Below are 22,976 nucleotides of genomic sequence, written 5' to 3'. Positions count from 1 at the left end.
CGTCTGACGCGGGGCGGCGGGCATCGCTGTGGGGAGCGGGCGGCGAAGGTGGGCATCTGGCATGGCGAACGCGTTCGCGAAGCCGGCACGTTCCGCGCCTGACGGCTCGACATCGCCGGCACCGAAACGAAAACCCCGGCCTGTCACGCTGTGCGTGATGACCGGGGCTTTTCGTTGTGCTGGGGTACCTGGACTCGAACCAAGAACAACGGAACCAGAAACCGCCGTGTTGCCAATTACACCATACCCCAAGGCGGTGAGCCGTAACTCGTGCCGAGGATCAAGCTTACGTGAGAGCGGGGCGCCTGCCAAATCAAGCCCCGCCCGCGCGCGTCGCTCGCCGTGCAGCCGGCCTCAGCCGAGGTGCGCCACCAGCGCGCTCAAACGCTTGAGCGTCTCGTCTTTGCCGAGCAGCTCCATCGACTCGAACAGCGGCGGCGACACGCGACGGCCGGTGAGCGCGACGCGCGGCGGCCCGTAGGCGACGCGGGGCTTGAGGCCCAGCTCGTCGACGAGCGCGGTCGAGAGGGCCTCCTGCACGCCGGCGGCGGTGAACTCGTCGACGCCCTCGAGCGCTCGGACCGATGCCGTGAGCACCTCGGCTGCGTTGGCGGGCAGCCCCTTGAGCGCGTCTTCGGCGTAGTCCACGTCGGAGACGAAGAGGAAACCGAGCATGCCCGGCACCTCGCCGAGCAGCTGCACGCGCTCCTGCACGAGAGGGGCGGCGGCAGCGATGATCGCGCGGTGCTCGTCGGACGGTTGCTCGGCGATGTACCCCGCGCCCGCGAGGTAGGGGACGATGCGGGCCGCGAAGTCGTCGGCATCCAGCATGCGGATGTGGTCGCCGTTGATCGCCTCGGCCTTCTTCTGGTCGAAGCGCGCGGGGTTCGGGTTGACGTCGGCGATGTCGAACGCGGCGATCATCTCGTCGAGCGAGAAGACGTCGCGGTCGCTCGCGAGCGACCAGCCGAGCAGCGACAGATAGTTGAGCAGCCCCTCGTGGATGAAGCCCTTCTCGCGCTGCAGGAACAGGTCGGCCTGCGGGTCGCGCTTCGACAGCTTCTTGTTGCCGGTCTCGCCCAGCACCAGCGGCATGTGGCCGAAGCGCGGGATGAACGTCGTGACCCCGGCATCCACCAGGGCGGAGTACAGCGCGAGCTGGCGCGCGGTCGAGGGCATCAGGTCTTCGCCGCGGATGACGTGGGTGATGCCCATGAGAGCGTCATCGACCGGGTTCACGAAGGGGTACAGCGGCACTCCCCCGGCGCGCACGAGCACGAAGTCGGGGAACGATCCCGCGGGGAAGGTGACCTCGCCGCGGATCAGATCGTCGTAGCTCAGGTCGTGATCGGGCACGCGCAGGCGCCACGCGGGCTGGCGTCCCTCGGCGCGGAAGGCGGCCTTCTGCTCGTCGGTGAGGTCGCGGTCGTAGTTGTCGTAGCCGAGCTGCTTCGCGCGCCCGTTGGCCTCGTTGCGGGCGTCGATCTCTTCGGCGGTCGAGTAACTCTCGTAGACGGCGCCGGCCGCGACGAGCTTGTCGAGCACCTCGCGGTACAGCTCGTGGCGCTGCGACTGCCGGTACGGCGCGTGCGGGCCGCCGACCTCGACGCCCTCGTCCCAGTCGATGTTCATCCACCGCAGCGCGTCGAGGAGCTGCTGGTAGCTCTCTTCGCTGTCGCGCGCGGCGTCGGTGTCTTCGATGCGGAAGACGAGTTTGCCGCCGTTGTGCCGGGCATAGGCCCAGTTGAACAGGACGGTGCGGATGAGACCCACGTGCGGCAGGCCCGTCGGAGACGGGCAGAAGCGGACGCGAACGTCGGCGCCGGAGGCGGTCGTGGTGCGGGGATCGGGCGTGGCAGACATCCCCTCGATCCTACCGGCGGGCGCTCCCCCGCCCCGAGGGGAGGGGATACTCGGCGAGCACCTCGTCGATCACCGTGAGCGCGACCCCGACGGCGGGCACGTTCTCGGCGCCGCGGGCGGTGACCACGTGCAGCGTGCGAGCCTCGGCATCCGGAAGACGAGGGGCCGCGATCCCGGTGAGGAGGGGGAAGGATGCCACGGCCATGCGCGGCAGGATAGCCACCCCCACGCCCTGGGCGACGAGGTTCTCCACGGCGATGTAGTTGTCGGTCTCGAACGCGATGTCGGGCACGAATCCGGCGCGAGCGCACGCTTCGAGCAGGTGGCCGCGGCACTGGGGGCAGCCGGCGATCCAGCGCTCCGCCGCGAGGCGCGCCAGGTCGATGGGGCCCTCGGCGGCCGGGTGGTCGACCGGCAACACCAGAACGGTGTCGTCGCCGCCGACGGCACGGACCGAGAGCCCGGTGGCGGCCAGATCGAGCTCGCGACGGTCGCCGGGGTAGCTGTAGGTGAGGGCGATGTCGGCGCGGTCCTCGCGCACGGCCAGGATCGCCTCCGGCGGCTCGGCCTCGACGAAGCTGATCGAGACGCCGGGACGACGCGCAGAGACGGCCGCGATGACGCGCGGGACCACCGTCGACGAGGCGGAGGGGAACGCGGCGATGCGGATGCGCCCGGCGCGAAGGCCCCGGAGCTCGGCGAGGTCGCCCGCCGCGGCATCCAGCGCCGTCGTCACCGCCGCGGCGTGGCGAGCCAGCACGCGCCCCGCCTCCGTGAGGCGCACTCCGCGTCCGACGCGCTCGACGATCGGCATCCCCGCCCGCCGTTCGAGGCGTCGCACCTGCTGGCTGACCGCGGGCTGGCTGTAGCCCAGCGCACGGGCCGCGGCCGTGATCGACCCCGTGTCGGCGATGGCTTTCACGACCCGGAGCGAGTGGGCGTCGAGGTCGTCATCGGCATCCGTCACGCGAATACATAATCAGAGGCAATGCTTCTCATGCAACACCTGGTCTGGTGCAATGCACCGCCAGCCGCGACGGTAGATGCATGAGCAGCCTCGCCTCGCACTTCGCCGGTGGCCGCGACTACCTCGCCGCCTGCACCGTCGGCCTTCCGTCGCGTGCCACGGTCCGCGCGATCCGAGCGGATCTGGATGCCGCGGCATCCGGACGCCCCGACGTCGCCGCCGCGACGCGCGCCGTCGAGGACGCCCGGGCGGCCTACGCGCGCCTGGTGCGCTCCCCCGTCGGCGAGGTGGCCATCGCGTCGCAGACGTCGGTCATGGTCTCGCTCATCGCCGCTTCGGTGCCCGATGGCGCCGAGGTGCTGTGCCCCGAGGGGGACTTCGCCTCCCTCGTCGCTCCGTTCGCCCGCGCCGACCGTGGCATCCGCCTGCGCACGGCGCCGCTCGCAGACCTGGCCGACGCCGTGTCGACCGACACCTGGCTCGTCGCGTTCTCGCTCGTGCAGTCGGCCACCGGCGAGGTGGCGGATGCCGCGGGTGTCGCCGCCGCCGCCGTCCGCGCCGGCGCCCGGACGCTCTGCGACCTCACCCAGGCCGCCGGCTGGCTGCCGGTCGACGCGACGCTCTTCGACGCCACCGTCTGCCACGCGTACAAATGGCTGTGCTGCCCCCGCGGCGTCGGCTTCCTCACCGTGCGGCCCGATTTCGCACGGTCGCTGCGCCCGGTGCAGGCCGGCTGGTACTCCGGCGACGACCCGTGGTCGTCGTGCTACGGCACCGGTGGCGCGCTCGCGGCCGACGCCCGCCGCTTCGACGTCTCGCCCGCGTGGCAGGCGTTCGTCGGGGCCGCCCCCGCCCTCAAGCTCTTCGCCGACGCCGACATCACCGCGTCGTACGCGCAGGCGACCGGGTTGGCGGCGCGCTTCCGCGTGGGCCTCGGCCTCGCGCAACCGGCGCGTCCATCGGCGATCGTCACCTGGCCGGATGCCACGGGGGACGCGCTCGCGCAGCTGGCGGCGCACGGCATCACGGCGTCGGGACGCGCCGGTCGCGCCCGCGTGGCGTTCCACGTGTTCAACGACGACGCCGACGTGGACCGCGCGCTGCGCGCTCTCGGCACGGCCGTCCCCGCCGCCGCCGTCCCCGCCGCCGCTCCGGTCGCCCTGAGCTACTCGATCTGAGCCGGTCGCCCGTGCCGGGCTCTGGCGTTGCGCGCGTCCCGATCTCCTTGGTCTCGGCCGCGCCGCCCGTGCTGGGCTCCGGACATTTGCGCGGGTCTCGGCAGCATCAGCGCAACCGGAGCAGCCGTCAACTCCGATTCTCCGGAGCGCGGCACGCACTCGACGGTCGAGACCCCCACCGCGTGGCGCCCCACGCCTTCAACGACGAGGCCGACGGGGGCCGCGCGCTGCGCGCTCCTGGAACCGCCGCCCCGCCGCCGCTCCGCCCTGAGCTTCTCGTCGTGAACCGCGCCGCCCGTGCCGGGCTCCGGACATCTGCGCGGGTCTCGGCAGCACCAGCGCAACCGGAGCAGCCGTCGGCGCCGATCCTCCGGAGCGCGGCACGCACTCGGCGGCGAGGCTCCGACCGACACCCGCGCCGCCCCGGCCGCGCGGCCGGTCGACGCCGACCGTCGCGACCCGGTCAGACGCGCGTCGCGCGGACCGCGCCGGCACCGAGACAGACCACCGCGACCGGGACGAACGCCCAGAGCGCGAGGCCTGCATAGCCGAACTCCCCGAGGATGACCCCCGCGAGCACGGACCCGACGGCGGCCGACGCCGTCATGATCGTGTCGCTGCGGCCCTGGCGACGCGGGCGCGACGCGAGCGGCGTCGCCTCGGTGAGCAGCGCGGAGCCGGCGACGGTCGCGGCGCTCCAGCCGAGCCCGAGCAGCACGAGGGCGACGAGGACACCCGCCTGCGCATCGGTGAAGACCGCGGCGGTGACCAGCGCGCCGGCCAGAAGCAGCTGCCCGAGCAGGATGACGGCGATCCGGCCGACCCGGTCGGCGAGGACCCCGAACACCGGCGACAGTCCGTACATGCCGAACACGTGCAGGGCGATGGTGGTGCCCACCGCGAGGGTCACGGCATCCGGAGCCACGATGTGCGACAGATGCACCGGGGTCATCGCCATCACCGCCGCCATCGTGACGTGCGAGGAGGCGACCGCGAGGACGGCGAAGCGGGCGAGCTCGGGTCTGTCGACATCGACGGTGGGAGTCGCGGCCGAAGTCTCGTCTCGCGCGAGTCGCTGCGCCAGGAGAAGTGGGTCGGGGCGCAGCACGAGCGCGTAGAGCGCGAACGCGCCCGCCTGCGCCAGCAGCGAGAACAGGTAGGCGCCGGTGAGTCGCGGCATCCCGATGCTCGCGCCGAGCAGCTCCCCCGGCGCCAAGAGCAGAGGCCCGACGACACCGCCGACCGTGGTGGCCCACACCACGGTCGCGAGGTCGCGGCCCCGCCGCGCCGTCGTCGCGAGATCGGTGGCGGCGAACCGCGAATGCAGGGTCGCCGCGTTGCCCGCGCCGATGAGGGCGATGCCGGCGAGCAGGAGCGGGAACGAACGCGCCCCCGCCGCGGTCACGACGAGGGCGATACCGGTGAGCGCAGCGACGTTTCCGGTCGTGAGGGCGCGGCGACGGCCGCGGCGTGAGGCGAGTCGCGCCAGGGGGATCGCCGTCAGGGCCGCCCCGAGCGTCACCGCAGCCGTGGCGAACCCCGACAGCGACTCCTCGCCCGAGAGGTCGGCGGCCAGCAGCGCCCCCAGCGACAGGGTCGACCCGAAGGCGACGCCGCTGAGCACCTGTCCCGCCGCGAGGACCCTCACGGTACGGCGCTGCGTGGTGACGAGGTCGACGCCCGCGGGCGCCGCCGGGGTGTCAGGCATCGCGCGCGACGTTGCGCAGAACCCCGATGCCGGCGATCTCGATGTCGATCGCGTCGCCCGCTTCGAAGGATCCGATGCCCGCCGGCGTGCCGGTGAGCAGCAGGTCGCCCGGCAGAAGCGTGAAGACCGCCGAGGCGTACGCGATGAGAGCCGGGATGCCATGGATCATGTCCGACACCGGACCGTTCTGCCGCACCTCGCCGTTGACGCGCGTCGTGATGACGGCAGCGTCGAGGTCGAGGTCGGTCTCGATGACCGGACCGATGGGGCAGAACGTGTCGAAGCCCTTGGCGCGCGACCACTGTCCGTCGGCGCGCTGCAGATCGCGGGCCGTGACGTCGTTGGCGACGGTGTAGCCGAAGATGTACTCGCCGGCGCGCTCCGCCGGCACGTTCTTCGCGACCCGCCCGATGACGACGGCCAGTTCTCCCTCGTAGTCGGTGTGCGAGCTGAGGCGAGTGGGCCGCACGATCGCGTCGCCCGGGCCGATCACCGACGTGTTGGGCTTGAGGAACATCAGCGGCTCGGCCGGTGCTTCGCCGCCCATCTCGGCGGCGTGATCGCGGTAGTTCTTGCCGATGCACACGACCTTGGACCGCGGGATCACCGGGGCGAGCAGAGCGACCTCCGTCAGGGGCACGCGCTCCCCCGTGGTCTCGTAGCCGGCGAACATCGGGTCGCCGGCGAGCACCACGAGCTCGCCGTCGTCGACGATTCCGTAGCGGATGGCATCCTGGTGGCTGAATCGAGCGATCTTCACCCTGTCAGCCTATCCGCGGGGTCCCGGGGCCGTCTTGCTCGCTCACATGCGGCTGATGCGACCTTCGCGCGAACAAGAACGGAGGAGCCCCCGGCATCCGGGAGCCCCTCCGTGCGTGCGCACCGACGATCAGGCGTCGAGGCGGTACAGCCAGCCGTGCTTGTCTTCGGCGCGGCCGTATTGGATGTTCGTGAGCTCTTCGCGCAGTTCGAAGGCGAGCGTCCCGCTGGGCTGCTCGTCGATGAAGTCGCGGCCCTTGAGCGTGCCGATCGGGGTGACCACCGCGGCCGTGCCGCAGGCGAACACCTCGACGATGTCTCCGGATGCCACGCCCTCGCGCCACTCCGTCAGCGAGACGTTGCGTCCCTCGACGTGGTGTCCGCGGTCGCGGGCGAGCTGCAGGAGCGAGTCGCGCGTGATGCCCTCGAGGATCGAATCGGACTGCGGGGTGACGATGGTGCCGTCTTTGTAGACGAACACGACGTTCATGCCGCCGAGCTCTTCGACGTTGCGGTCCTGGTCGAGGAAGACGACCTGGTCGCACTCGTTCTCGTAGGCCTCCGACTGCGGCAACAGGCTGGCGGCGTAGTTGCCGCCGGTCTTGGCCGCACCCGTGCCGCCCTTGCCGGCACGCGAGTAGTCCTCGCTGAGCCAGATCGACACGGGCTTCACGCCGCCCTTGAAGTACGCGCCGGCGGGGCTGGCGATGAGGTAGTACGCCACCTTGTGCGCGGGCCGCACGCCGAGGAACGCTTCCTTGGCGAACATGAACGGGCGCAGGTACAGGCTCTGGTCGTCACCCGAGGGAACCCACGCGCCGTCGACGGCGATGAGCTCGCGCAGCGACTGCAGGAAGTAGGGCACCGGCAGTTCGGGCAGCGCCAGCCGGCGCGCCGAGCGCTGCAGGCGACGACCGTTCTGGTCGGGGCGGAACGTGTGCACCGAGCCGTCGGCGTGGCGGTAGGCCTTGATGCCCTCGAAGATCTCCTGGCCGTAGTGCAGCACGGCGGCCGCAGGGTCGAGCGAGATCGGGCCGTAGGGCGAGACGCGCGGGCGGTGCCAGCCGCCGCGGACGGACCAGCAGATGTCGACCATGTGGTCGGTGAAGCTCTGTCCGAAGCCGGGGCTGGCGAGGATGGCGTCGCGGTCGGCCGTGCTCTTGGCCGCGAGGTTGCGGGTGACGGCGAACTCGAGAGGCTCGAGTCCGGTGTCGGGATCGGTGTCGATGGTGGTCATGTGGGATCCAAAACTCTTCGTGCGCGGGGGCGATGCGGGCCGATCGGTCCAGGTTACGCCTGGACGCGGTCGGCGATGGCGTCACCGATCTGCGCGGTGGTGCGGTCGCCGTTGCGGCTCGCGATGTCGTTCTCGACCGCGCGGGTGACGCGGGCGGCTTCGTCGGTGAGCCCGAGGTGATCGAGCAGGAGGGCGACGGAGAGGATCGCGGCCGTGGGGTCGGCCTTCTGGGTGCCCGCGATGTCGGGCGCCGAACCGTGGACGGGCTCGAACATCGAGGGGAACGCGCCGTCGGGGTTGATGTTGCCCGATGCGGCGAGGCCGATGCCTCCGGTGACGGCGCCGGCCAAGTCGGTCAGGATGTCGCCGAAGAGGTTGTCGGTGACGATCACGTCGAAGCGACCCGGGTTCGTGACCAGGAAGATGGTTGCCGCGTCGACGTGCAGGTAGTCTACGTCGACCCCCGGGAACTCGGATGCCACTGCATCCACGATCCGCTTCCACATGCCGCCGGCGTGCACGAGCACGTTGGTCTTGTGCACGAGCGTGAGCTTGTGGCGGCGGCGCTCGGCGAGGGCGAAGGCGTAACGGACCACGCGCTCGACGCCGTAGGCGGTGTTGACGGACGTCTCGTTCGCGACCTCGTGCGGTGTGCCGCGGCGGATGGCGCCGCCGTTGCCGACGTAAGGGCCCTCGGTGCCCTCGCGGACGACGACGAAGTCGATGTCGCCCGGGTCGGCGAGCGGACCTGCGGCGCCCGGGTACAGCTTCGAGGGACGCAGGTTGACGTAGTGGTCGAGTTCGAAGCGCAGCTTCAGCAGCAGACCACGCTCGATGTTGGCGTCTTTCAGCCGCGGGTCGCCGGGCACTCCCCCGACGGCGCCGAGCAGGATCGCGTCGTGACCGGCGATAGCCGCGAGGTCGTCGTCGGTGAGCGTGTCGCCGGTCTCGAGGTAACGACCAGCACCGAGGGAGAAGGGCGTCTTCTCGAACGTGACACCGGACCCGGCGGTGACCGCGTCGAGGACCTTCACGGCCTCGGTGACGACCTCGGGACCGATGCCGTCACCGGGGATGACGGCCAACTTCACGACACGCGACATCGCTCTCCTCAGAGCTCGGGGCACGTCACTTCGTCGACGTGCTGCGGGTTCCTCCCAGGGTAGTGGCAGCGATCACTCCGGCCACGACGATCAGCACGGCCCCGATGAGCGCCGTCACCACGACCCCCGAATCGAAGGCGTGCGCGGCCGCGGCACGGAGCGCATCGGCCAGCGCGGCATCGTCGAGCGTGTTCGACACGGCGACGGCTCCGGCGAGGGTCTCGCGCGATGACTGCGCAGCCGCCTCGGAAAGACCCGCGGGCAGAATCAGATGCGACCGGTAGAACGCGGCGAGGATGCCGCCGAGCACGGCCGTGCCGAGCACGGCGCCGACCTCGTACGCGGTCTCGGACACGGCGCTGGCCGCACCGGCCTTGGCAGCCGGGGCGCTGGAGAGGATGAGCTCGTTCGACACGGTCTCGGCCGCGCCGATGCCGATGCCGAGCAGCGCGAAGGCGACGATGAGCTGCAGGAGGTCGGCGGTGGACAGGGCGACCATCACGTACGCGACCACCGAGAAGGAGAGGGCGACGGGCACGACGACCCGCGGCGCGAATCTCTTGGCGACGGGTACGACGGCCAGGCCCGCGACGATCATGAGCGCGAGGCCCGGCACGAGCGCGAACCCGGCGGCCATGGGCGACAGTCCCACCACGAGCTGCAGGTGCTGCGCGACGAAGTAGAGGAAGCCGACGAGGCCCACGACGCTGAGCAGGTTGACCAGGATCGCCCCCGAGAACGTTCCGCGCTGGAAGAGCGTCATGTCGAGCATGGGTGACGCCATGCGACGCTGGCGGCGCACGAACAGCCAGCCGAACACCACGCCGACGATGAAGAGCACCGGAGCGAGGGACAGCGGCCCCTCGACCGCGAGCTTCTTGATGCCGTAGACGATCGGCACCATCGTGGCCAGCGACAGCAGCACGCTCACCGGGTCGAAACGCCCGGGCGCCGGGTCGCGGCTCTCGGGGACGAAGAAGGGCGCGAGCACGAGGAGCGGCACCAGCACGGGCACCGCCATGAGGAACACCGAGCCCCACGAGAAATGCTCGAGCAGGAACCCCCCGACGATGGGACCGAGGGCGGCACCGGCAGAGAAGCCCGACGCCCAGACGGCGATGGCGAAGCGACGCTGGTCGCGGTCTCGGAAGATGCTGCGCAGCAGCGACAGGGTCGACGGCATGAGCATCGCCCCGAACACGCCCATGAGCGCGCGGCCGGCGATCAGCAGGGCGGCCGTGGGCGCGAACGCCGACAGAGCCGAGACCGCGGCGAAGCCGGTCGCGCCGATGAGCAGCATCCGCTTGCGTCCGAACCGGTCGCCGAGGGTTCCCATGGTCACCAGGAGACCGGCGAGGACCAGCGGGTAGACGTCGATGATCCAGAGCTGCTCGATGCTGGAGGGCTGCAGGTCGAGCGCGATCTCGGGCAGCGCGAAGCTGAGCACGGTGTTGTCGACCGAGACCAGCAGCACCGGCAGCATCAGCACCGCGAGCGCGAACCACCCGCGCCACCCGGCGCGGGTCACGGCGATGTCTTGAGTGGGCAACGACGAGGTGAGCATTGATGCGATCCGTTTCTAAACCGTCCAGCCGGTATAGTATCAGACGATCACAGGTCCCCACCAGTACGATCGAGGAGCCATGAGCCGCCCCCCACTCGCCCGCGACGCCGTCCTCGACGCCTTCACGCGCATCCTCGTCGACGAGGGCGAACGCGCGGCGACGATGGACGCCACCGCCCGCGCCGCCGGTGTCTCGAAGGGCGGGCTGCTGTACCACTTCAACTCGAAGAGCGCGCTCGAAGCAGCCCTCGTCGAGCGGCTCGAACGCCTCGCCCAAGACGATGTCGACGAGATCGAGCGGTCCGATGAGGGCGTCGTCGCCGCACACCTGCGGTCGTCGCAGAACACGGGTTCACCGCTCGACGTCACGATCCTGGCCGTCTCGCGCCTCGCGCAGAACGGCAGCGACGCCGCCTCGGCATCCCTCCGCCGCGTTCGCGAGCTGTGGGAGGAGAGCCTGCGCTCCCACACGCGCGACGAAACGGCGCTGCAGATGGTGCTGCTGGTCAGCGACGGCCTCTACTTCAACGCAGTGCTCGACCTCAACGCCGTGCCCGGCCCGCAGCTCGAGGGCGCGGACCTCGACCGGCTCATCGCCGCCGTCGTCGCCGCGACCACCTGACGCACCCGCGCGGCTCGGTATCCGGGCACGGCTCCCTCTCGACCGCCGACCGCGGCATCCCGCCCGCCATGGGCCGGGCCGAGGGCGTGGACCGCGCGGGAGGAGTTTCCGCGCCAGGAGGCCCGCCCGAGCCCGAGACATCCTCCCCTGCCCGAATCACCTCCACTCCGCGGGCGACAGCCCCCGGCAGGCGACAGGCCTCCGACCAACGACACGCCGCAACGAGATCCTCGCCACGAGAGCCCCGGCGCAGAAGACACCCGGCTGCGGGAAGGTCGCACGGCCCCGGCGGCATCCCCCTCGCGACTCACCATGCGCACGGGCTTCGAACCCGAGAGGGCAGACGGCCGTCGAACGACGAAGGGGGCCGCCGCAGCGACCCCCTCCCCCGTCTCCTCGGGCCTCAGCCCTCGTCGACGATGTCGATCTGACGGAACAGGTCCGCACCGACGGCCTCGCGCATCGCGCCGAGGATCTCGTCGGGCACCGGCGAGTCGACCGTGAGCACCGAGAGCGCACGACCCGTGGCATCCGGAGCCGCCACCTGGAGACCGGCGATGTTGATGCCCGCGTCTCCCAGCTTCTGGCCGTAGATCGCGACGATGCCGGGGCGGTCGGCGTATCGCATGACGACGTGGTGCTGCGCGATCGGCACCTCGATCTCGTAGCCGTTGATCGAAACGACCTTGGGCACCATGCGCGTGCCGGCGAGCGTGCCCGCGACCTCGAGGGTCGAGCCGTCGGCGAGAGTGCCGCGCAGGATCGTGATGTTGCGGTAGAGCGGGCTCTCGGCCTCCACGACGAGGCGCGCCTCGACGCCGCGCTGCTCGGCGAACAGCGGAGCGTTGACGTACGACACGCTCTCGCTGACGATGCGGCTGAAGTATCCCTTGAGGGCCGCGAGGCGGTACACGCTGACGTCGTACGCGGCGAGCTCACCGCGCACCTCGATGTCGAGGTTCGTGAGGGCGCTGTCGGCGAGACCGCTGAAGAACTGGCCGAGCATTTCGACGAGCGCGATGCCGGGACGGACGAAGGGGTCGATCGCGCCGCCGGCGACGTTCACGGCATCCGGAACGAGATCGCCCTCGAGCGCGAGCTTGACGGAGCGAGCGACCGAGACGCCCGCCTTCTCTTGCGCCTCCTCGGTGCTGGCACCCAGGTGCGGGGTGACGACGACGTTCGGCAGGTCGAGCAGCTTGCGGGCGGGACCGCCCTCGGCGGGCGGCTCGGTCGAGAAGACGTCGAGGCCGGCGCCCGCGATTTCGCCGGTGGTGAGGGCGTCGAAGAGCGCCTCTTCGTCGATGAGACCGCCGCGGGCGACGTTGATCACGTACGCGGTGTTCTTCATGCGGCGCAGCTGCTCCGCACCGATCATGCCGGTGGTCTCGGGCGTCTTCGGCATGTGGATGGTGACGAAATCACTCTGCTCGAGGAGCTCGTCGAGCGAGACCAGCTGCACGCCGAGCTGCTGTGCGCGAGCCGCGGTGACGTAGGGGTCGTACGCGATCACGCGCATGTCGAACGCCTGCAGGCGAGCGGCGATCAGCGCACCGATGCGGCCGAGGCCGATGATGCCGATGGTCTTCTCGAACAGCTCGGTGCCGGTGAACGAGCTGCGCTTCCACAGGCCCTGTGCAAGCGAGGAGTGTGCGGCGGGGATGCGGCGCGCCAGGCTCAGGACGTGACCGACGGTGAGCTCGGCGGCCGAGATTATGTTCGAGGTCGGGGCGTTCACGACCATGACGCCGGCCGCGGTGGCCGACTTGATGTCGACGTTGTCGAGTCCGACACCGGCGCGGGCGACGACCTTGAGCGACGGCGCGGCGGCCAGCGCCTCGGCGTCGATCTGGGTGGCCGAGCGCACGAGCACCGCGTGCGCGTCGGCCAGGGCCGAGAGCAGTGCGGGGCGATCGGTCCCGTCGACGCCTCGCACGTCGAAGTCGGGGCCGAGCGCGTCGATCGTGGCGGGAGAGAGTTCTTCGGCGATGAGCACGACGGGCTTCGTCACGGATGCGTCCTTCGAAACGGTGCTGGGGACTGCCGCGCACCATCGCACCGCCGGCGCGAACCGGGCGCGCGACCCGTGCGGGCCGTCTGCCAGCCTAGCGCGGAGGCGGAGCCGCCCCCGACCGTATGACGGTGGGCGACGGATGCCGCGCTCGCGGGCGACCGCATGAAACCGTTCGCGCGCGAGAGGGCATCCCGCCGATGAGGCGTCGTTGGCGGCGACCGACTCGCCGGCCGGACGCCGTCCCACGGCGCACGCGGGAGCCAACCCGGGCGCCGCGCCCCGCACACGAGCGCGCGCAAACGTCGCCGACCGTGAGCCGTCCCCGCGAGCGCACGCCGGCGCGCCACCGACCGAAAGCCCTCCCGAGGCGAGCCATGCACCGAGACGTGCCGATCAGCGAGCCGAGCCGTCCGGCGTCACGAACCGCCCGCCGGGGTATGCCCGCGCCTGACGACGAGTCGCCGTCAGGCGCCGTACAGTCCGTACGACGTCGTGCCGTACCCCACGATGGCCAGCCAGAACGCTGCAGAGACCGTCAGGCCCGCCAGCAGCGCGATCGCGAGCTCGCCCGCGCGGCGCCGCGCCCCGATGGCGAAGGCCACACCGAACGCCACGAGCGGGAAGACGATCGGCAGGATGTACACGAACCAGCCCAGCCCGTTCAGGCCGAGCGGTCCGTTCACCTGCTGGATCAGCAGCGCGACCGCGCTCCACACGACGTAGGCGTAGAACAGACCGAAGAGTCCGGCGATCGTCACGATCAGCCAGGTGGGGAGGAGGCGCCTGCGCGCGACGTCGCTCATGCGAAGACCCCCAATGACAGGAACGGCCAGGGAACGAGGAGCACGATCCCGAGGATGAGCAGCAGGAAGCGCTGCCAGGTGCGCCACCCGCGAGTCAGCGCGAGCACGGCGACGAACCAGACGACCGGCGCCAGGGCGGCACCCATCGTGAGCGCGACGACCGTGACCGAGGGGATCGGCAGACCCAGGCCGTTCAGCTGGAGCCCCGCGAGCAACCACCCGACCGCGAAGAGCAGGAAGGTCGCCGCCACCATCCCGATGCCCACGAGCCCGACGTTGCCCAGCGGCGCCGAGTGCGCGGCATCCGGCTGCTCTGCGTCGGACGGCTCGTCGGATTCGGGATGCCGCGCGGCCGGCGACGCGATGTCGGCGCGAGGCTGCAAGGGCTCCGGCGCGGGCTGCAACGGCTCCGGCCCGCTGGATGCGAGCGATTCGTTAGGGCGCTCAACGGGCGCACCGACGCCGGTGCGTCCCGGCTCGCGCTTGTCCCCGACGTCGAGGGTCGGGTCATCGTCACCGCCCCACGAGAGGGCGTCGTCATCACGCGGAGTGCTCACCCGTCCACGGTAGCGGCGCTCCCCCACGACCGGGCCGCGCCCCGCCGGACGCCCCGATCCACGGCATCCCGATCCGCGGCATCCGCAACCGCCGCGGTGCACAGCTACGGATGCGACAGCCGACACGCCGCGTCGGACGTCGCAGCGTCGGCGTGTCGCCCACTTCTCCCGCCGTTGTGCGCGGCCGCGGACCCCGCCGCATCGGAGTCGTCGGCCTCGGCCGCGCGCCGGCCCCCGTCGGCGCCACCCGCCGGGCAGCACGTGTGCGCGACCTGCACCGGCTCCGCCACGCTGGGCACCGCCGCACAGCAACGATGAACGCCCCGGAACCGTGAGGTCCCGGGGCGTTCGTGACGAGGAACTCAGCGCGCGGCCGAGCCCTCGACGTAGTCGCTGTCCTGCTGCTTCCACGCGAACAGGCCGCGGAGCTCCTTGCCGGTCGCCTCGATGGGGTGACCCTGTTCCTTCTCGCGGAGCTCGAGGAACTCGGTGGCGCCGTTGTCCTGGTCGTCGATGAAGCGCTTCGCGAACGCACCCGACTGGATGTCGGCGAGCACGGCCTGCATGCTCGTCTTGACCTCGGGCGAGATGACGCGGGGGCCCGACACGTAGTCGCCGTACTCGGCGGTGTCGGAGATCGACCAGCGCTGCTTGGCGATGCCGCCCTCCCACATGAGGTCGACGATGAGCTTGAGCTCGTGCAGCACCTCGAAGTAGGCGATCTGCGGCTGGTAGCCGGCCTCGACGAGGGTCTCGAAACCGTACTGGACGAGGTGGCTCATGCCACCGCAGAGCACGGCCTGCTCGCCGAACAGGTCGGTCTCGGTCTCTTCGGTGAAGGTGGTCTTGATGACGCCGGCGCGGGTGCCGCCGATGGCCTTGGCGTACGACAGGGCGGTGTCCCAGGCCGAGCCCGAGGCGTCGCGCTCGACGGCGATGATGTCGGGGATGCCGCGACCGGCGACGTACTCGCGACGCACGGTGTGGCCGGGAGCCTTGGGGGCGACGAGGATGACGTCGACGCCCTCGGGGGCGTCGATGTAGCCGAAGCGGATGTTGAAGCCGTGCGCGAAGGCGAGCGTCTTGCCCTCGGTCAGCTTGTCCTTGATCGAGTCGGCGTAGATCGACCGCTGGTGCTGGTCGGGCGCGAGGATCATGATGAGGTCGGCCCACTCGGCGGCGTCGGCGACGCTCTTGACCTCGAAGCCGTCTTCCTGCGCCTTGGCGGCCGACTTGGAGCCGTCCTTCAGCGCGATGACGACCTGGACGCCCGAGTCGCGGAGGTTCTGCGCGTGCGCGTGACCCTGCGAGCCGTAGCCGACGATCGCGACCTTCTTGCCCTGGATGATCGAGATGTCGGCGTCGTCGTCGTAGAAGATCTCTGCCATGAGGATGTTTCTCCTTGAGTCAGGTCCCTGAGCGTGTCGAAGGGACCGGGGTTGTGGGACGTGTGAAGTTCGGGGGGTCGGGCCCTTCGACAGGCTCAGGGACCGACTGGTCGGGGTGTCGGGCCCTTCGGCAGGCTCAGGGACCGACTGGTCGGGGTGTCGGGCCCTTCGACAGGCTCAGGGACCGACGGGGTTCAGCCGCGCAGGACGCGCTCGGTGATGCTCTTGCCGCCGCGACCCACGGCGAGCAGGCCCGACTGCGCGAGCTCTTTCACGCCGAAGGGCTCGATCGCCTTCAAGAAGGCCCCGACCTTGCCGGAGTCTCCGGTGATCTCGATGACCATCGCGTCGGGGGCGTAGTCGACCACCGAGGCGCGGAAGAGGTTGACCACCTCGACGACGTTCGAGCGGGTGGCGTTGTCGGCGCGCACCTTCACGAGCACGTGCTCGCGCTGCACGGATGCCGCGGGGTCGAGCTCGACGATCTTGATGACGTTGATCAGCTTGTTGAGCTGCTTGGTCACCTGCTCGAGCGGGAGGCCTTCGACGTCGACGACGACCGTGATGCGCGAGAGCCCCGGCACCTCGGTGACGCCCACGGCGAGCGACTCGATGTTGAACCCGCGGCGGGCGAAGAGACCCGCGACGCGGGTCAGCAGACCGGGCTTGTCCTCGACGAGGAGGCTCAGAACGTGACGAGACATCTCAGTCCTCCTGCTCGGCGAAGGCGGGCGAGTGGTCGCGCGCGTACTGGACGTAGCTGTTGCTGACGCCCTGCGGCACCATCGGCCAGACCATCGCGTCGGCGCTCACGACGAAGTCGATCACGACCGGACGGTCATTGGTGTCGAGCGCGAGCTGGATGGCCGCGTCGATCTCGTCTTCCTTCTCGACGCGGATCGCGAGGCACCCGTACGCCTCGGCCAGCTTGACGAAGTCGGGGATGCGGCGCGTGCCGTGGCCCGTGTTCAGGTCGGTGTTGGAGTGACGACCGTCGAAGAACAGCGTCTGCCACTGGCGCACCATGCCGAGCGAGGAGTTGTTGATGATCGCGACCTTGATCGGGATGTCGTTGATGACGCAGGTCGCCAGCTCCTGATTTGTCATCTGGAAGCAGCCGTCACCGTCGATCGCCCACACGGCGCGCTCGGGCTGGGCGACCTTTGCGCCCATGGCGGCGGGCACCGCGTAACCCATGGTGCCGGCGCCGCCGGAGTTCAGCCAGGCGTTGGGGCGCTCGTACTTGATGAACTGCGCGGCCCACATCTGATGCTGGCCGACGCCGGAGGCGTAGACGCCCTCGGGGCCGGTCAGCTCGCCGATGCGCTGGATCACGTGCTGCGGCGAGAGCAGGCCGTCGGTGGTGGGCGTGTAGCCGAGGGGGAACTCCTCGCGCAGGCCGTTCAGGTAGGTCCACCACTCGGTGTAGTCGTGCGGGTGCTCGGCGTCGGCCGCGCGGAACGCGGCATCCAGGTCGACGAGCACCTCGCGCAGATCGCCCACGATCGGCACGTCAGCGGTGCGGATCTTGGAGATCTCGGCGGGGTCGATGTCGACGTGTACGACCTGGGCGTGCGGGGCGAACAGCGCCGCCTTGCCGGTGACGCGGTCGTCGAAGCGGGCGCCGAGCGAGACGATGAGATCGCTCTCCTGCAGGGCGAGCACGGCGGGCACGGTGCCGTGCATGCCGGGCATGCCGAGGTGCTGCTCGTGCGAGTCGGGGAAGGCCCCGCGCGCCATGAGAGTCGTCACGACGGGCGCACCCGTGGCCTCGGCGAGCACCTTCAGCTCGGCGGAGGCGTTCGAGCGGATCGCGCCGCCACCCACGTACAACACCGGCTTCTTGGCGGTGGCGAGCAGCTGGGCCGCGGCCTGGATCTGCTTGCCGTGCGCCTTCGTCACCGGGCGGTAGCCGGGCAGGTCGATCTTCGGCGGCCAGACGAACGGCGCCTCGGCCTGCTGCGCGTCTTTGGTGATGTCGACGAGCACGGGGCCGGGGCGGCCGGTCGACGCGATCTCGAACGCCGCGGCGATGGCGCCGGGGATCTCGTCGGCGGTCTTGACCAGGAACGAGTGCTTCGTGATGGGCATCGTGATGCCGACGATGTCGGCCTCCTGGAAGGCGTCGGTCCCCATCAGGGTCGAGAACACCTGGCCGGTGATGCACACCAGCGGCACCGAGTCCATGTAGGCGTCGGCGATCGCGGTGACGAGGTTCGTGGCGCCGGGGCCCGACGTCGCGATGGCGACGCCGACCTTGCCGGACGCCGCGGCGTAGCCCTCGGCGGCGTGGCCGGCGCCCTGCTCGTGGCGCACGAGGATGTGACGCACGCGCTCGTCATCCATGAGCGGGTCGTAGACGGGCATGATCGCCCCGCCCGGCAGACCGAACACGTCGGTCACGCCGAGCAGGTCGAGCGAGCGGACGACCGCCTGCGCGCCCGTCATCACGGGCGCCGGGGCTGTGCGCGCGGGCGGCCGGGGCACGGCCGCGGTGGGGGAATCGATGGACATAGGAGTACCTCGAGAACCGTAAGAAGGTGAGAAGGGGGACGGCCGTCAGCCCGTGACAGCGCCTTCCGCGGCGGAACGCACGAGCTTGGAGTACTTGGCCAGAACGCCACGGGTATAGCGCGGGGGAAGCGGTTCCCAGCCTTCGCGGCGGGAACTCAGCTCGGCTTCATCGACGATCAAGTCGAGACTGCGAGCGGCGATATCGACCCGTATCAGATCACCATCGCGCACGAAGGCGATCGGACCTGCGTCCACCGCTTCGGGAGCTATGTGGCCGATGCAGAGGCCGGTTGTGCCGCCCGAGAATCGACCGTCCGTCAAGAGTAGTACATCTTTTCCGAGGCCCGCGCCCTTGATGGCCGCCGTGATGGCGAGCATCTCGCGCATGCCGGGGCCGCCCTTGGGGCCCTCGTAGCGGATGACGACCACGTCGCCGGCGGCGATCTCGCCCGCCTCGAGGGCGTCCATGGCGGCGCGTTCGCGCTCGAACACGCGCGCCGGACCCTCGAAGACGTTGCCGGTGAAACCCGCCGACTTCACGACGGCACCCTCGGGCGCCATCGAACCGTGGAGGATCGTGATGCCGCCGGTGGCGTGGATCGGGTCGTCGAACGAGTGGATGACCTTGCCGTCGACCGGGTCGGGCTCGAGGTCGCGGAGGTTCTCGGCGAGGGTCTTGCCGGTGACGGTGAGGGCGTCGCCGTGCAGCAGGCCCTCGTCGAGCATGGCCTTCAGCACGACGGGGATGCCGCCGTGACGGTCGACGTCGTTCATGACGTACTGCCCGAAGGGCTTCATGTCGGCCACGTGCGGCGTCTTGTCGCCGATGCGGTTGAAGTCGTGAAGGGTGAGCTCGACCTCGGCCTCGCGCGCGATGGCGAGAAGGTGCAGCACGACGTTGGTCGAGCCGCCGAGCGCCATGGCGAGGGCGATGGCGTTCTCGAACGCCTCTCTGGTGAGGATGTCGCGCGTGGTGATGCCCTGGCGCAGCAGGTTGACGACGGCCTCGCCCGAGCGGTGGGCGAAGTAGTCGCGGCGGCGATCGGCCGACGGCGGGGCGGCCGAGCCGGGCAGGCTCAGGCCGAGCGCCTCGGCGACCGAAGCCATGGTGTTGGCGGTGTACATACCGCCGCAGGCGCCTTCGCCGGGGGCGAAGGAGCACTCGATGCGCTTGAGGTCGGCCTCGCTCATGCGACCCGCGAGGCACGCGCCGACCCCCTCGAAGGAGTCGATGATCGTGATCTCTTTCTCGGTGCCGTCGGAGAGCTTGACCCAGCCCGGCGCGATGGAACCGGCGTAGAGGAAGACGCTGGAGAGGTCGAGGCGGGCGGATGCCATGAGCATGCCCGGGATCGACTTGTCGCAGCCGGCGAGCAGCACGGAGCCGTCGAGGCGCTCGGCCATCATGACGGTCTCGACGCTGTCGGCGATGACCTCACGGGACACGAGCGAGAAGTGCATGCCCTCGTGGCCCATCGAAATGCCGTCGGAGACGGAGATGGTGCCGAACTGCAGGGGGTACCCGCCGCCGGAGTGCACGCCCTCTTTCGCGCCCTGCGCGAGGCGGTCGAGGCTGAGGTTGCAGGGGGTGATCTCGTTCCAGCTGGACGCGATGCCGATCTGGGGCTTGTCCCAGTCGTCGTCGCCCATGCCGACGCCGCGGAGCATGCCTCGCGACGTCGTGGCTTCGATGCCATCGGTGATGACGCGGCTGCGGGGCTTGATGTCGAACTCGCCGGTGTTCGGATTCTGCGGTGCGGGCATCCTCGAAGTCTATTGCGCGCGCGGGCACGGCCGATGCGCAACGGGCGATGAACGGCTGATTGATCGCGGTGTGGAGGAGGGGTCAGCGGGCACGAGGACGCCGGACGCGAGTCGTTGCGCCCCCGCTGCCCCGAAGGTCAGCCGCCGTGCGCCCGCCGCAGACGCGCGACGTCGTCGAGCACGGCGACGAACGCGTCGATGTCGTCCACCCGCAGGGTCGCCGCCGTCTCTCCCCCGCCGACCCGGATGCCGAGGTCTCCCGGTCCCAGCGAGCGCAAGGCGTCTTCATCGGTGACGTCGTCACCGGCGAACAGCACGGCCGAGGCGCCGACGCGCTCCCGCAGCCGCGCGATCGCGGAGTCCTTGCCCTCGTGCCGGAACGCGAACTCGAGGATGTCGTGACCGGTGCGGCGGCGCCACGTGGGCGCGGCCACCCCGACCAGCTCGTCGACCAGGCTTCGCGCGGCGCGTGCGGTCTCGGCATCCGCCGTGCGCGTGTGCACGCCGAGGCCGTACTCCTTCGGCTCGATCCACACCCCGGCCATCTCGGCGGTGGCCGACGACGCCTCGTCGAAGAGCCGGTCGCGCAGCGCGAGGTCGGAGGCCGCGTCGGCGGTCGCCTCCACGCCCGTGCCCGGCACCCAGTACTGGGCACCGTGCGATCCCGCGAGCCACACCGGCGAGTCGTCGGCGTGCTCCGCGATCTCGCGCAGGTGCCCGAGCGAGCGGCCCGACACCAGCGCGACCACCGTGCGCGGGAGCGCGGCGAGCTCGTCGAGCGCGGCGCGGGCGCCCGGCGTCATGCGTGCCGACATCGGTTCGTCGACCAGCGGCGAGAGGGTCCCGTCGAAATCGAGCGCGACCAGCAGGGTGTCGGTGGTGGCGACGGCCTCGACCGCGGCGTCGGCGGCGGTCATTCGGCATCCATCGCGTCGTCGTCGACGTCGGCGGCCTCGACCTCAGCGGCGGCCGCCGCGCTCGACGAGCGCTCGTGGAACACCGACAGCGCCTCGAGGAAGCCTCTCGACCAGTCCTCGACGTCGTGCTCGCGCACGCGTTTGCGCAGCGTCCGCATACGGCGGCCCTGTTCGGCGGCGGGCATGTCGATCGCGCGGACGATGGCATCCTTCAATCCGTCGATGTCGTGCGGGTTGATCAGCAGGGCGCTGCCCATCTCGTCGGCGGCTCCGGCGAACTCGCTCAGCACGAGCACGCCGCGGTTGTCGGTGCGGCTGGCGACGTACTCCTTGGCGACGAGGTTCATGCCGTCGCGGAGCGCCGTGACGAGCATGACGTCGGCGGCGAGGAAGAGCGCCACCATCTCTTCGCGCGGATACGACTGGTGCAGGTACCGGATCGCGGTGTGGGTGGTGGTGTCGTGGTCGCCGTTGATGCGTCCCACCGTCATCTCGATCTCGTCGCGCAGCTGCACGTAGGCGTCGACGCGCTCGCGACTGGGGCTCGCGACCTGCACGAGAGTGGCGTCTTCGACGTGAGCCCGGCCGTCTTCGAGCAGCTCTCCCCATGCCTTGAGGCGGTGCCGGATGCCCTTGGTGTAGTCGAGACGATCGACGCCGAGCAGGATCTTGCGCGGGTTGCCGAGCCCCTCGCGGATCTCTTTCGCCCGCTGCTGGATCTCGGGCTTCTGAGCCAGCTCGACGTACGACTCGGCGTCGATCGAGATGGGGAACGCCTTCGCGAGGGCGACGCGGGTGGCGCCGTCGCCGTCGGGAACGAGGATGCCACTGGCCTTGGTCTCGTAGCGCAGCTGACGGCGGACGGCGCGGGCGAAGTTGCCGGCGTCGGCCACCCGCTGGAAGCCGATGACGTCGGCGCCGAGCAGTCCCTCTAGCACCTGCTTGCGCCACGGGAGCTGCGCGTACAGACCGTAGGCGGGGAACGGGATGTGGTGGAAGTAGCCGATCGTGAGGTCGGGACGCAGCTCGCGCAGCATCTTGGGCACGAGCTGCAGCTGGTAGTCCTGCACCCACACGATGCCGCCCTCGGCGGCGACGGAGGCTGCGGCGTCGGCGAAGCGCTTGTTGACCTTGACGTAGGCGTCCCACCACGCGCGTTTGTAGGTCGGCGCCGCGATGACGTCGTGGTACAGCGGCCAGATCGTGTCGTTGGAGAAGCCCTCGTAGTAGAGCTGCACGTCGGCGGCGGAGAGTGTCACCGGCACGAGGTACGTGCCGTCGAACTCGAAGGGCTCGACGTCGACATCGGCTTGGCCGGCCCACCCCACCCACGCGCCTTCGGCCCGACGCATGACGGGCTCGAGGGCGGTGACGAGACCGCCGGGCGAACGCCGCCAGCCCTCTCCATCGGGGGTGTGGTCGACGGGCAAGCGGTTGGCGACGACGACGAAATCGGCCTGGGTCACAGGTCCTCCTCGGGGATCTTCCTCAGGCTAACAGCGGCGCGAATCCGGTCGAGGGGGTGGACGGCGACCGTCGAAGCCGTCCACCGCCGGTCGCACCCATCGAGGAGCAGGGGCCCGGGTGTCAAGGCGCGGCACGCGACAGCGCGCATCGATAGGTTGAGAGCATGCGGCAGTACATCTTCGGAACGGGTCTTCTCAGCGCCATCACCGGCGGCGTCACGCTCCTGCGGGCTCTCAAGAACGACGAGCCCTTCACGTGGCGCACGGCGCTGGCGTGGCTGAGCTGGGGCATCACCCTCGCGCTTGCCATCGGGTCGGTCGTCGACACTCGCCGCGCGCGCCGCGGCAAGGTGATCGCCGGCGACTCCCCCATCGCCAAGAAGCAGCAGAAGCTGCTCAAGAAGCGCCTCGCGCGCTGACCCACAACACCAACGAACGGATGCCGCGGCCTCGGGGTCGCGGCATCCGTTCGTTGTTCTCGAGGGGCGCGGCTACCGCTGTCTGAGCTCCGGCATCCGCCCTCTGCCGTCGGGATGCCCCACCGACCCGTGC

At 70.6% G+C, this 22,976-nt stretch carries 19 protein-coding genes and 1 tRNA gene; 3 read left to right on the top strand and 17 right to left on the bottom strand.

Annotated elements, in window-relative coordinates:
- Positions 1 to 179: 179 nt before the first annotated feature.
- The 3 genes from AS029_RS04455 to AS029_RS04445 all read right to left on the bottom strand — a co-directional run bounded on the left by AS029_RS04455 (position 180) and on the right by AS029_RS04445 (position 2,830).
- A tRNA-Gln gene (locus AS029_RS04455) sits at positions 180 to 251 on the bottom strand.
- Between the two features lie 103 nt (positions 252 to 354).
- Positions 355 to 1,863 carry a glutamate--tRNA ligase gene (gene gltX, locus AS029_RS04450; RefSeq protein ID WP_058231390.1) on the bottom strand — a complete coding sequence of 503 codons (1,509 nt, stop codon included), beginning with the start codon at positions 1,861 to 1,863 and terminating at the stop codon, positions 355 to 357.
- 10 nt (positions 1,864 to 1,873) lie between these two features.
- Entirely contained in the window at positions 1,874 to 2,830 is a 957-nt protein-coding gene (locus AS029_RS04445) for a LysR family transcriptional regulator (RefSeq protein ID WP_058231389.1), read from the bottom strand.
- An 80-nt stretch (positions 2,831 to 2,910) separates the two neighbouring features.
- On the opposite strand from AS029_RS04445, the gene AS029_RS04440 reads away from it, so the two are divergent.
- Positions 2,911 to 4,008 (top strand): aminotransferase class V-fold PLP-dependent enzyme, encoded by a 1,098-nt coding sequence (locus tag AS029_RS04440; RefSeq protein WP_058231388.1) that lies wholly within the window; start codon positions 2,911 to 2,913, stop codon positions 4,006 to 4,008.
- 463 nt (positions 4,009 to 4,471) lie between these two features.
- Here the strand turns inward: AS029_RS04440 and AS029_RS04435 are convergent, their stop codons facing one another.
- The 5 genes from AS029_RS04435 to AS029_RS04415 form a co-directional block, all read right to left on the bottom strand.
- Positions 4,472 to 5,716 carry an MFS transporter gene (locus tag AS029_RS04435; protein ID WP_058231387.1) on the bottom strand — a complete coding sequence of 415 codons (1,245 nt, stop codon included), beginning with the start codon at positions 5,714 to 5,716 and terminating at the stop codon, positions 4,472 to 4,474.
- The gene (locus AS029_RS04430) at positions 5,709 to 6,476 is read right to left on the bottom strand and encodes a fumarylacetoacetate hydrolase family protein (RefSeq protein WP_058231386.1); all 768 of its coding nucleotides are present in this window, start codon (positions 6,474 to 6,476) and stop codon (positions 5,709 to 5,711) included. Before AS029_RS04430 ends, AS029_RS04435 begins: the two co-directional genes overlap by 8 nt.
- Before the next feature lie 129 nt (positions 6,477 to 6,605).
- Positions 6,606 to 7,712 (bottom strand): branched-chain amino acid aminotransferase, encoded by a 1,107-nt coding sequence (locus AS029_RS04425; protein ID WP_058231385.1) that lies wholly within the window; start codon positions 7,710 to 7,712, stop codon positions 6,606 to 6,608.
- Between the two features lie 53 nt (positions 7,713 to 7,765).
- Complete coding sequence (locus tag AS029_RS04420; RefSeq protein WP_058231384.1) at positions 7,766 to 8,815, bottom strand: 3-isopropylmalate dehydrogenase; 1,050 nt, start codon at positions 8,813 to 8,815, stop codon at positions 7,766 to 7,768.
- A 25-nt stretch (positions 8,816 to 8,840) separates the two neighbouring features.
- A complete protein-coding gene (locus AS029_RS04415) occupies positions 8,841 to 10,379 on the bottom strand; it encodes an MFS transporter (RefSeq protein ID WP_058231383.1) in 1,539 nt (512 codons plus the stop codon).
- Between the two features lie 79 nt (positions 10,380 to 10,458).
- Here AS029_RS04415 and AS029_RS04410 point away from each other — a divergent pair, with 79 nt between their 5' ends.
- Complete coding sequence (locus AS029_RS04410; RefSeq protein ID WP_058231382.1) at positions 10,459 to 11,001, top strand: TetR/AcrR family transcriptional regulator; 543 nt, start codon at positions 10,459 to 10,461, stop codon at positions 10,999 to 11,001.
- A 403-nt stretch (positions 11,002 to 11,404) separates the two neighbouring features.
- On the opposite strand, the gene serA is transcribed toward AS029_RS04410, so the two are convergent.
- From serA to otsA, 9 genes are all read right to left on the bottom strand, one after another.
- Complete coding sequence (gene serA, locus AS029_RS04405; protein ID WP_058231381.1) at positions 11,405 to 13,012, bottom strand: phosphoglycerate dehydrogenase; 1,608 nt, start codon at positions 13,010 to 13,012, stop codon at positions 11,405 to 11,407.
- Between the two features lie 467 nt (positions 13,013 to 13,479).
- Entirely contained in the window at positions 13,480 to 13,818 is a 339-nt protein-coding gene (locus AS029_RS04400) for a hypothetical protein (RefSeq protein WP_058231380.1), read from the bottom strand.
- Positions 13,815 to 14,375, bottom strand: coding sequence for a hypothetical protein (locus AS029_RS04395; RefSeq protein ID WP_074615860.1), 561 nt, complete (start codon positions 14,373 to 14,375; stop codon positions 13,815 to 13,817). The genes AS029_RS04400 and AS029_RS04395 overlap by 4 nt, the downstream gene beginning before the upstream one ends.
- Before the next feature lie 362 nt (positions 14,376 to 14,737).
- Positions 14,738 to 15,763, bottom strand: coding sequence for a ketol-acid reductoisomerase (ilvC, locus tag AS029_RS04390; protein ID WP_058231378.1), 1,026 nt, complete (start codon positions 15,761 to 15,763; stop codon positions 14,738 to 14,740).
- Positions 15,764 to 15,957: 194 nt separating this feature from the next.
- Positions 15,958 to 16,467 carry an acetolactate synthase small subunit gene (gene ilvN / locus AS029_RS04385; RefSeq protein ID WP_055953948.1) on the bottom strand — a complete coding sequence of 170 codons (510 nt, stop codon included), beginning with the start codon at positions 16,465 to 16,467 and terminating at the stop codon, positions 15,958 to 15,960.
- Between the two features lies 1 nt (position 16,468).
- Positions 16,469 to 18,277, bottom strand: a complete 1,809-nt coding sequence (locus tag AS029_RS04380) for an acetolactate synthase large subunit (RefSeq protein ID WP_058231377.1) — start codon at positions 18,275 to 18,277, stop codon at positions 16,469 to 16,471.
- A gap of 45 nt (positions 18,278 to 18,322) precedes the next feature.
- A complete protein-coding gene (ilvD, locus tag AS029_RS04375) occupies positions 18,323 to 20,041 on the bottom strand; it encodes a dihydroxy-acid dehydratase (RefSeq protein ID WP_058231376.1) in 1,719 nt (572 codons plus the stop codon).
- A 137-nt stretch (positions 20,042 to 20,178) separates the two neighbouring features.
- On the bottom strand, positions 20,179 to 20,958 hold the full coding sequence (gene otsB / locus AS029_RS04370) for a trehalose-phosphatase (protein ID WP_058231375.1): 780 nt from the start codon (positions 20,956 to 20,958) through the stop codon (positions 20,179 to 20,181).
- Positions 20,955 to 22,424, bottom strand: coding sequence for an alpha,alpha-trehalose-phosphate synthase (UDP-forming) (gene otsA, locus AS029_RS04365; protein ID WP_058231374.1), 1,470 nt, complete (start codon positions 22,422 to 22,424; stop codon positions 20,955 to 20,957). Before otsA ends, otsB begins: the two co-directional genes overlap by 4 nt.
- A gap of 164 nt (positions 22,425 to 22,588) precedes the next feature.
- Between otsA and AS029_RS04360 the strand changes: the two genes are divergently transcribed.
- Entirely contained in the window at positions 22,589 to 22,843 is a 255-nt protein-coding gene (locus tag AS029_RS04360; RefSeq protein ID WP_058231373.1) for a hypothetical protein, read from the top strand.
- Positions 22,844 to 22,976: the final 133 nt, after the last annotated feature.

Origin of the sequence: Microbacterium enclense (assembly GCF_001456955.1) — a bacterium.
Taxonomy (GTDB): domain Bacteria; phylum Actinomycetota; class Actinomycetes; order Actinomycetales; family Microbacteriaceae; genus Microbacterium; species Microbacterium enclense.
This window is presented reverse-complemented; position numbering and strand designations above follow the sequence as displayed.

What these genes read in the sequence shown, in the direction of transcription:
- gltX (WP_058231390.1), bottom strand. Translation starts at nt 1,863, where the DNA reads ATGTCTGCCACGCCCGATCCCCGCACCACGACCGCCTCCGGCGCCGAC.
- AS029_RS04440 (WP_058231388.1), top strand. Translation starts at nt 2,911, where the DNA reads ATGAGCAGCCTCGCCTCGCACTTCGCCGGTGGCCGCGACTACCTCGCC.
- AS029_RS04435 (WP_058231387.1), bottom strand. Translation starts at nt 5,716, where the DNA reads ATGCCTGACACCCCGGCGGCGCCCGCGGGCGTCGACCTCGTCACCACG.
- AS029_RS04425 (WP_058231385.1), bottom strand. Translation starts at nt 7,712, where the DNA reads ATGACCACCATCGACACCGATCCCGACACCGGACTCGAGCCTCTCGAG.
- AS029_RS04420 (WP_058231384.1), bottom strand. Translation starts at nt 8,815, where the DNA reads ATGTCGCGTGTCGTGAAGTTGGCCGTCATCCCCGGTGACGGCATCGGT.
- AS029_RS04415 (WP_058231383.1), bottom strand. Translation starts at nt 10,379, where the DNA reads ATGCTCACCTCGTCGTTGCCCACTCAAGACATCGCCGTGACCCGCGCC.
- AS029_RS04410 (WP_058231382.1), top strand. Translation starts at nt 10,459, where the DNA reads ATGAGCCGCCCCCCACTCGCCCGCGACGCCGTCCTCGACGCCTTCACG.
- AS029_RS04400 (WP_058231380.1), bottom strand. Translation starts at nt 13,818, where the DNA reads ATGAGCGACGTCGCGCGCAGGCGCCTCCTCCCCACCTGGCTGATCGTG.
- ilvC (WP_058231378.1), bottom strand. Translation starts at nt 15,763, where the DNA reads ATGGCAGAGATCTTCTACGACGACGACGCCGACATCTCGATCATCCAG.
- ilvN (WP_055953948.1), bottom strand. Translation starts at nt 16,467, where the DNA reads ATGTCTCGTCACGTTCTGAGCCTCCTCGTCGAGGACAAGCCCGGTCTG.
- AS029_RS04380 (WP_058231377.1), bottom strand. Translation starts at nt 18,277, where the DNA reads ATGTCCATCGATTCCCCCACCGCGGCCGTGCCCCGGCCGCCCGCGCGC.
- ilvD (WP_058231376.1), bottom strand. Translation starts at nt 20,041, where the DNA reads ATGCCCGCACCGCAGAATCCGAACACCGGCGAGTTCGACATCAAGCCC.
- otsB (WP_058231375.1), bottom strand. Translation starts at nt 20,958, where the DNA reads ATGACCGCCGCCGACGCCGCGGTCGAGGCCGTCGCCACCACCGACACC.
- AS029_RS04360 (WP_058231373.1), top strand. Translation starts at nt 22,589, where the DNA reads ATGCGGCAGTACATCTTCGGAACGGGTCTTCTCAGCGCCATCACCGGC.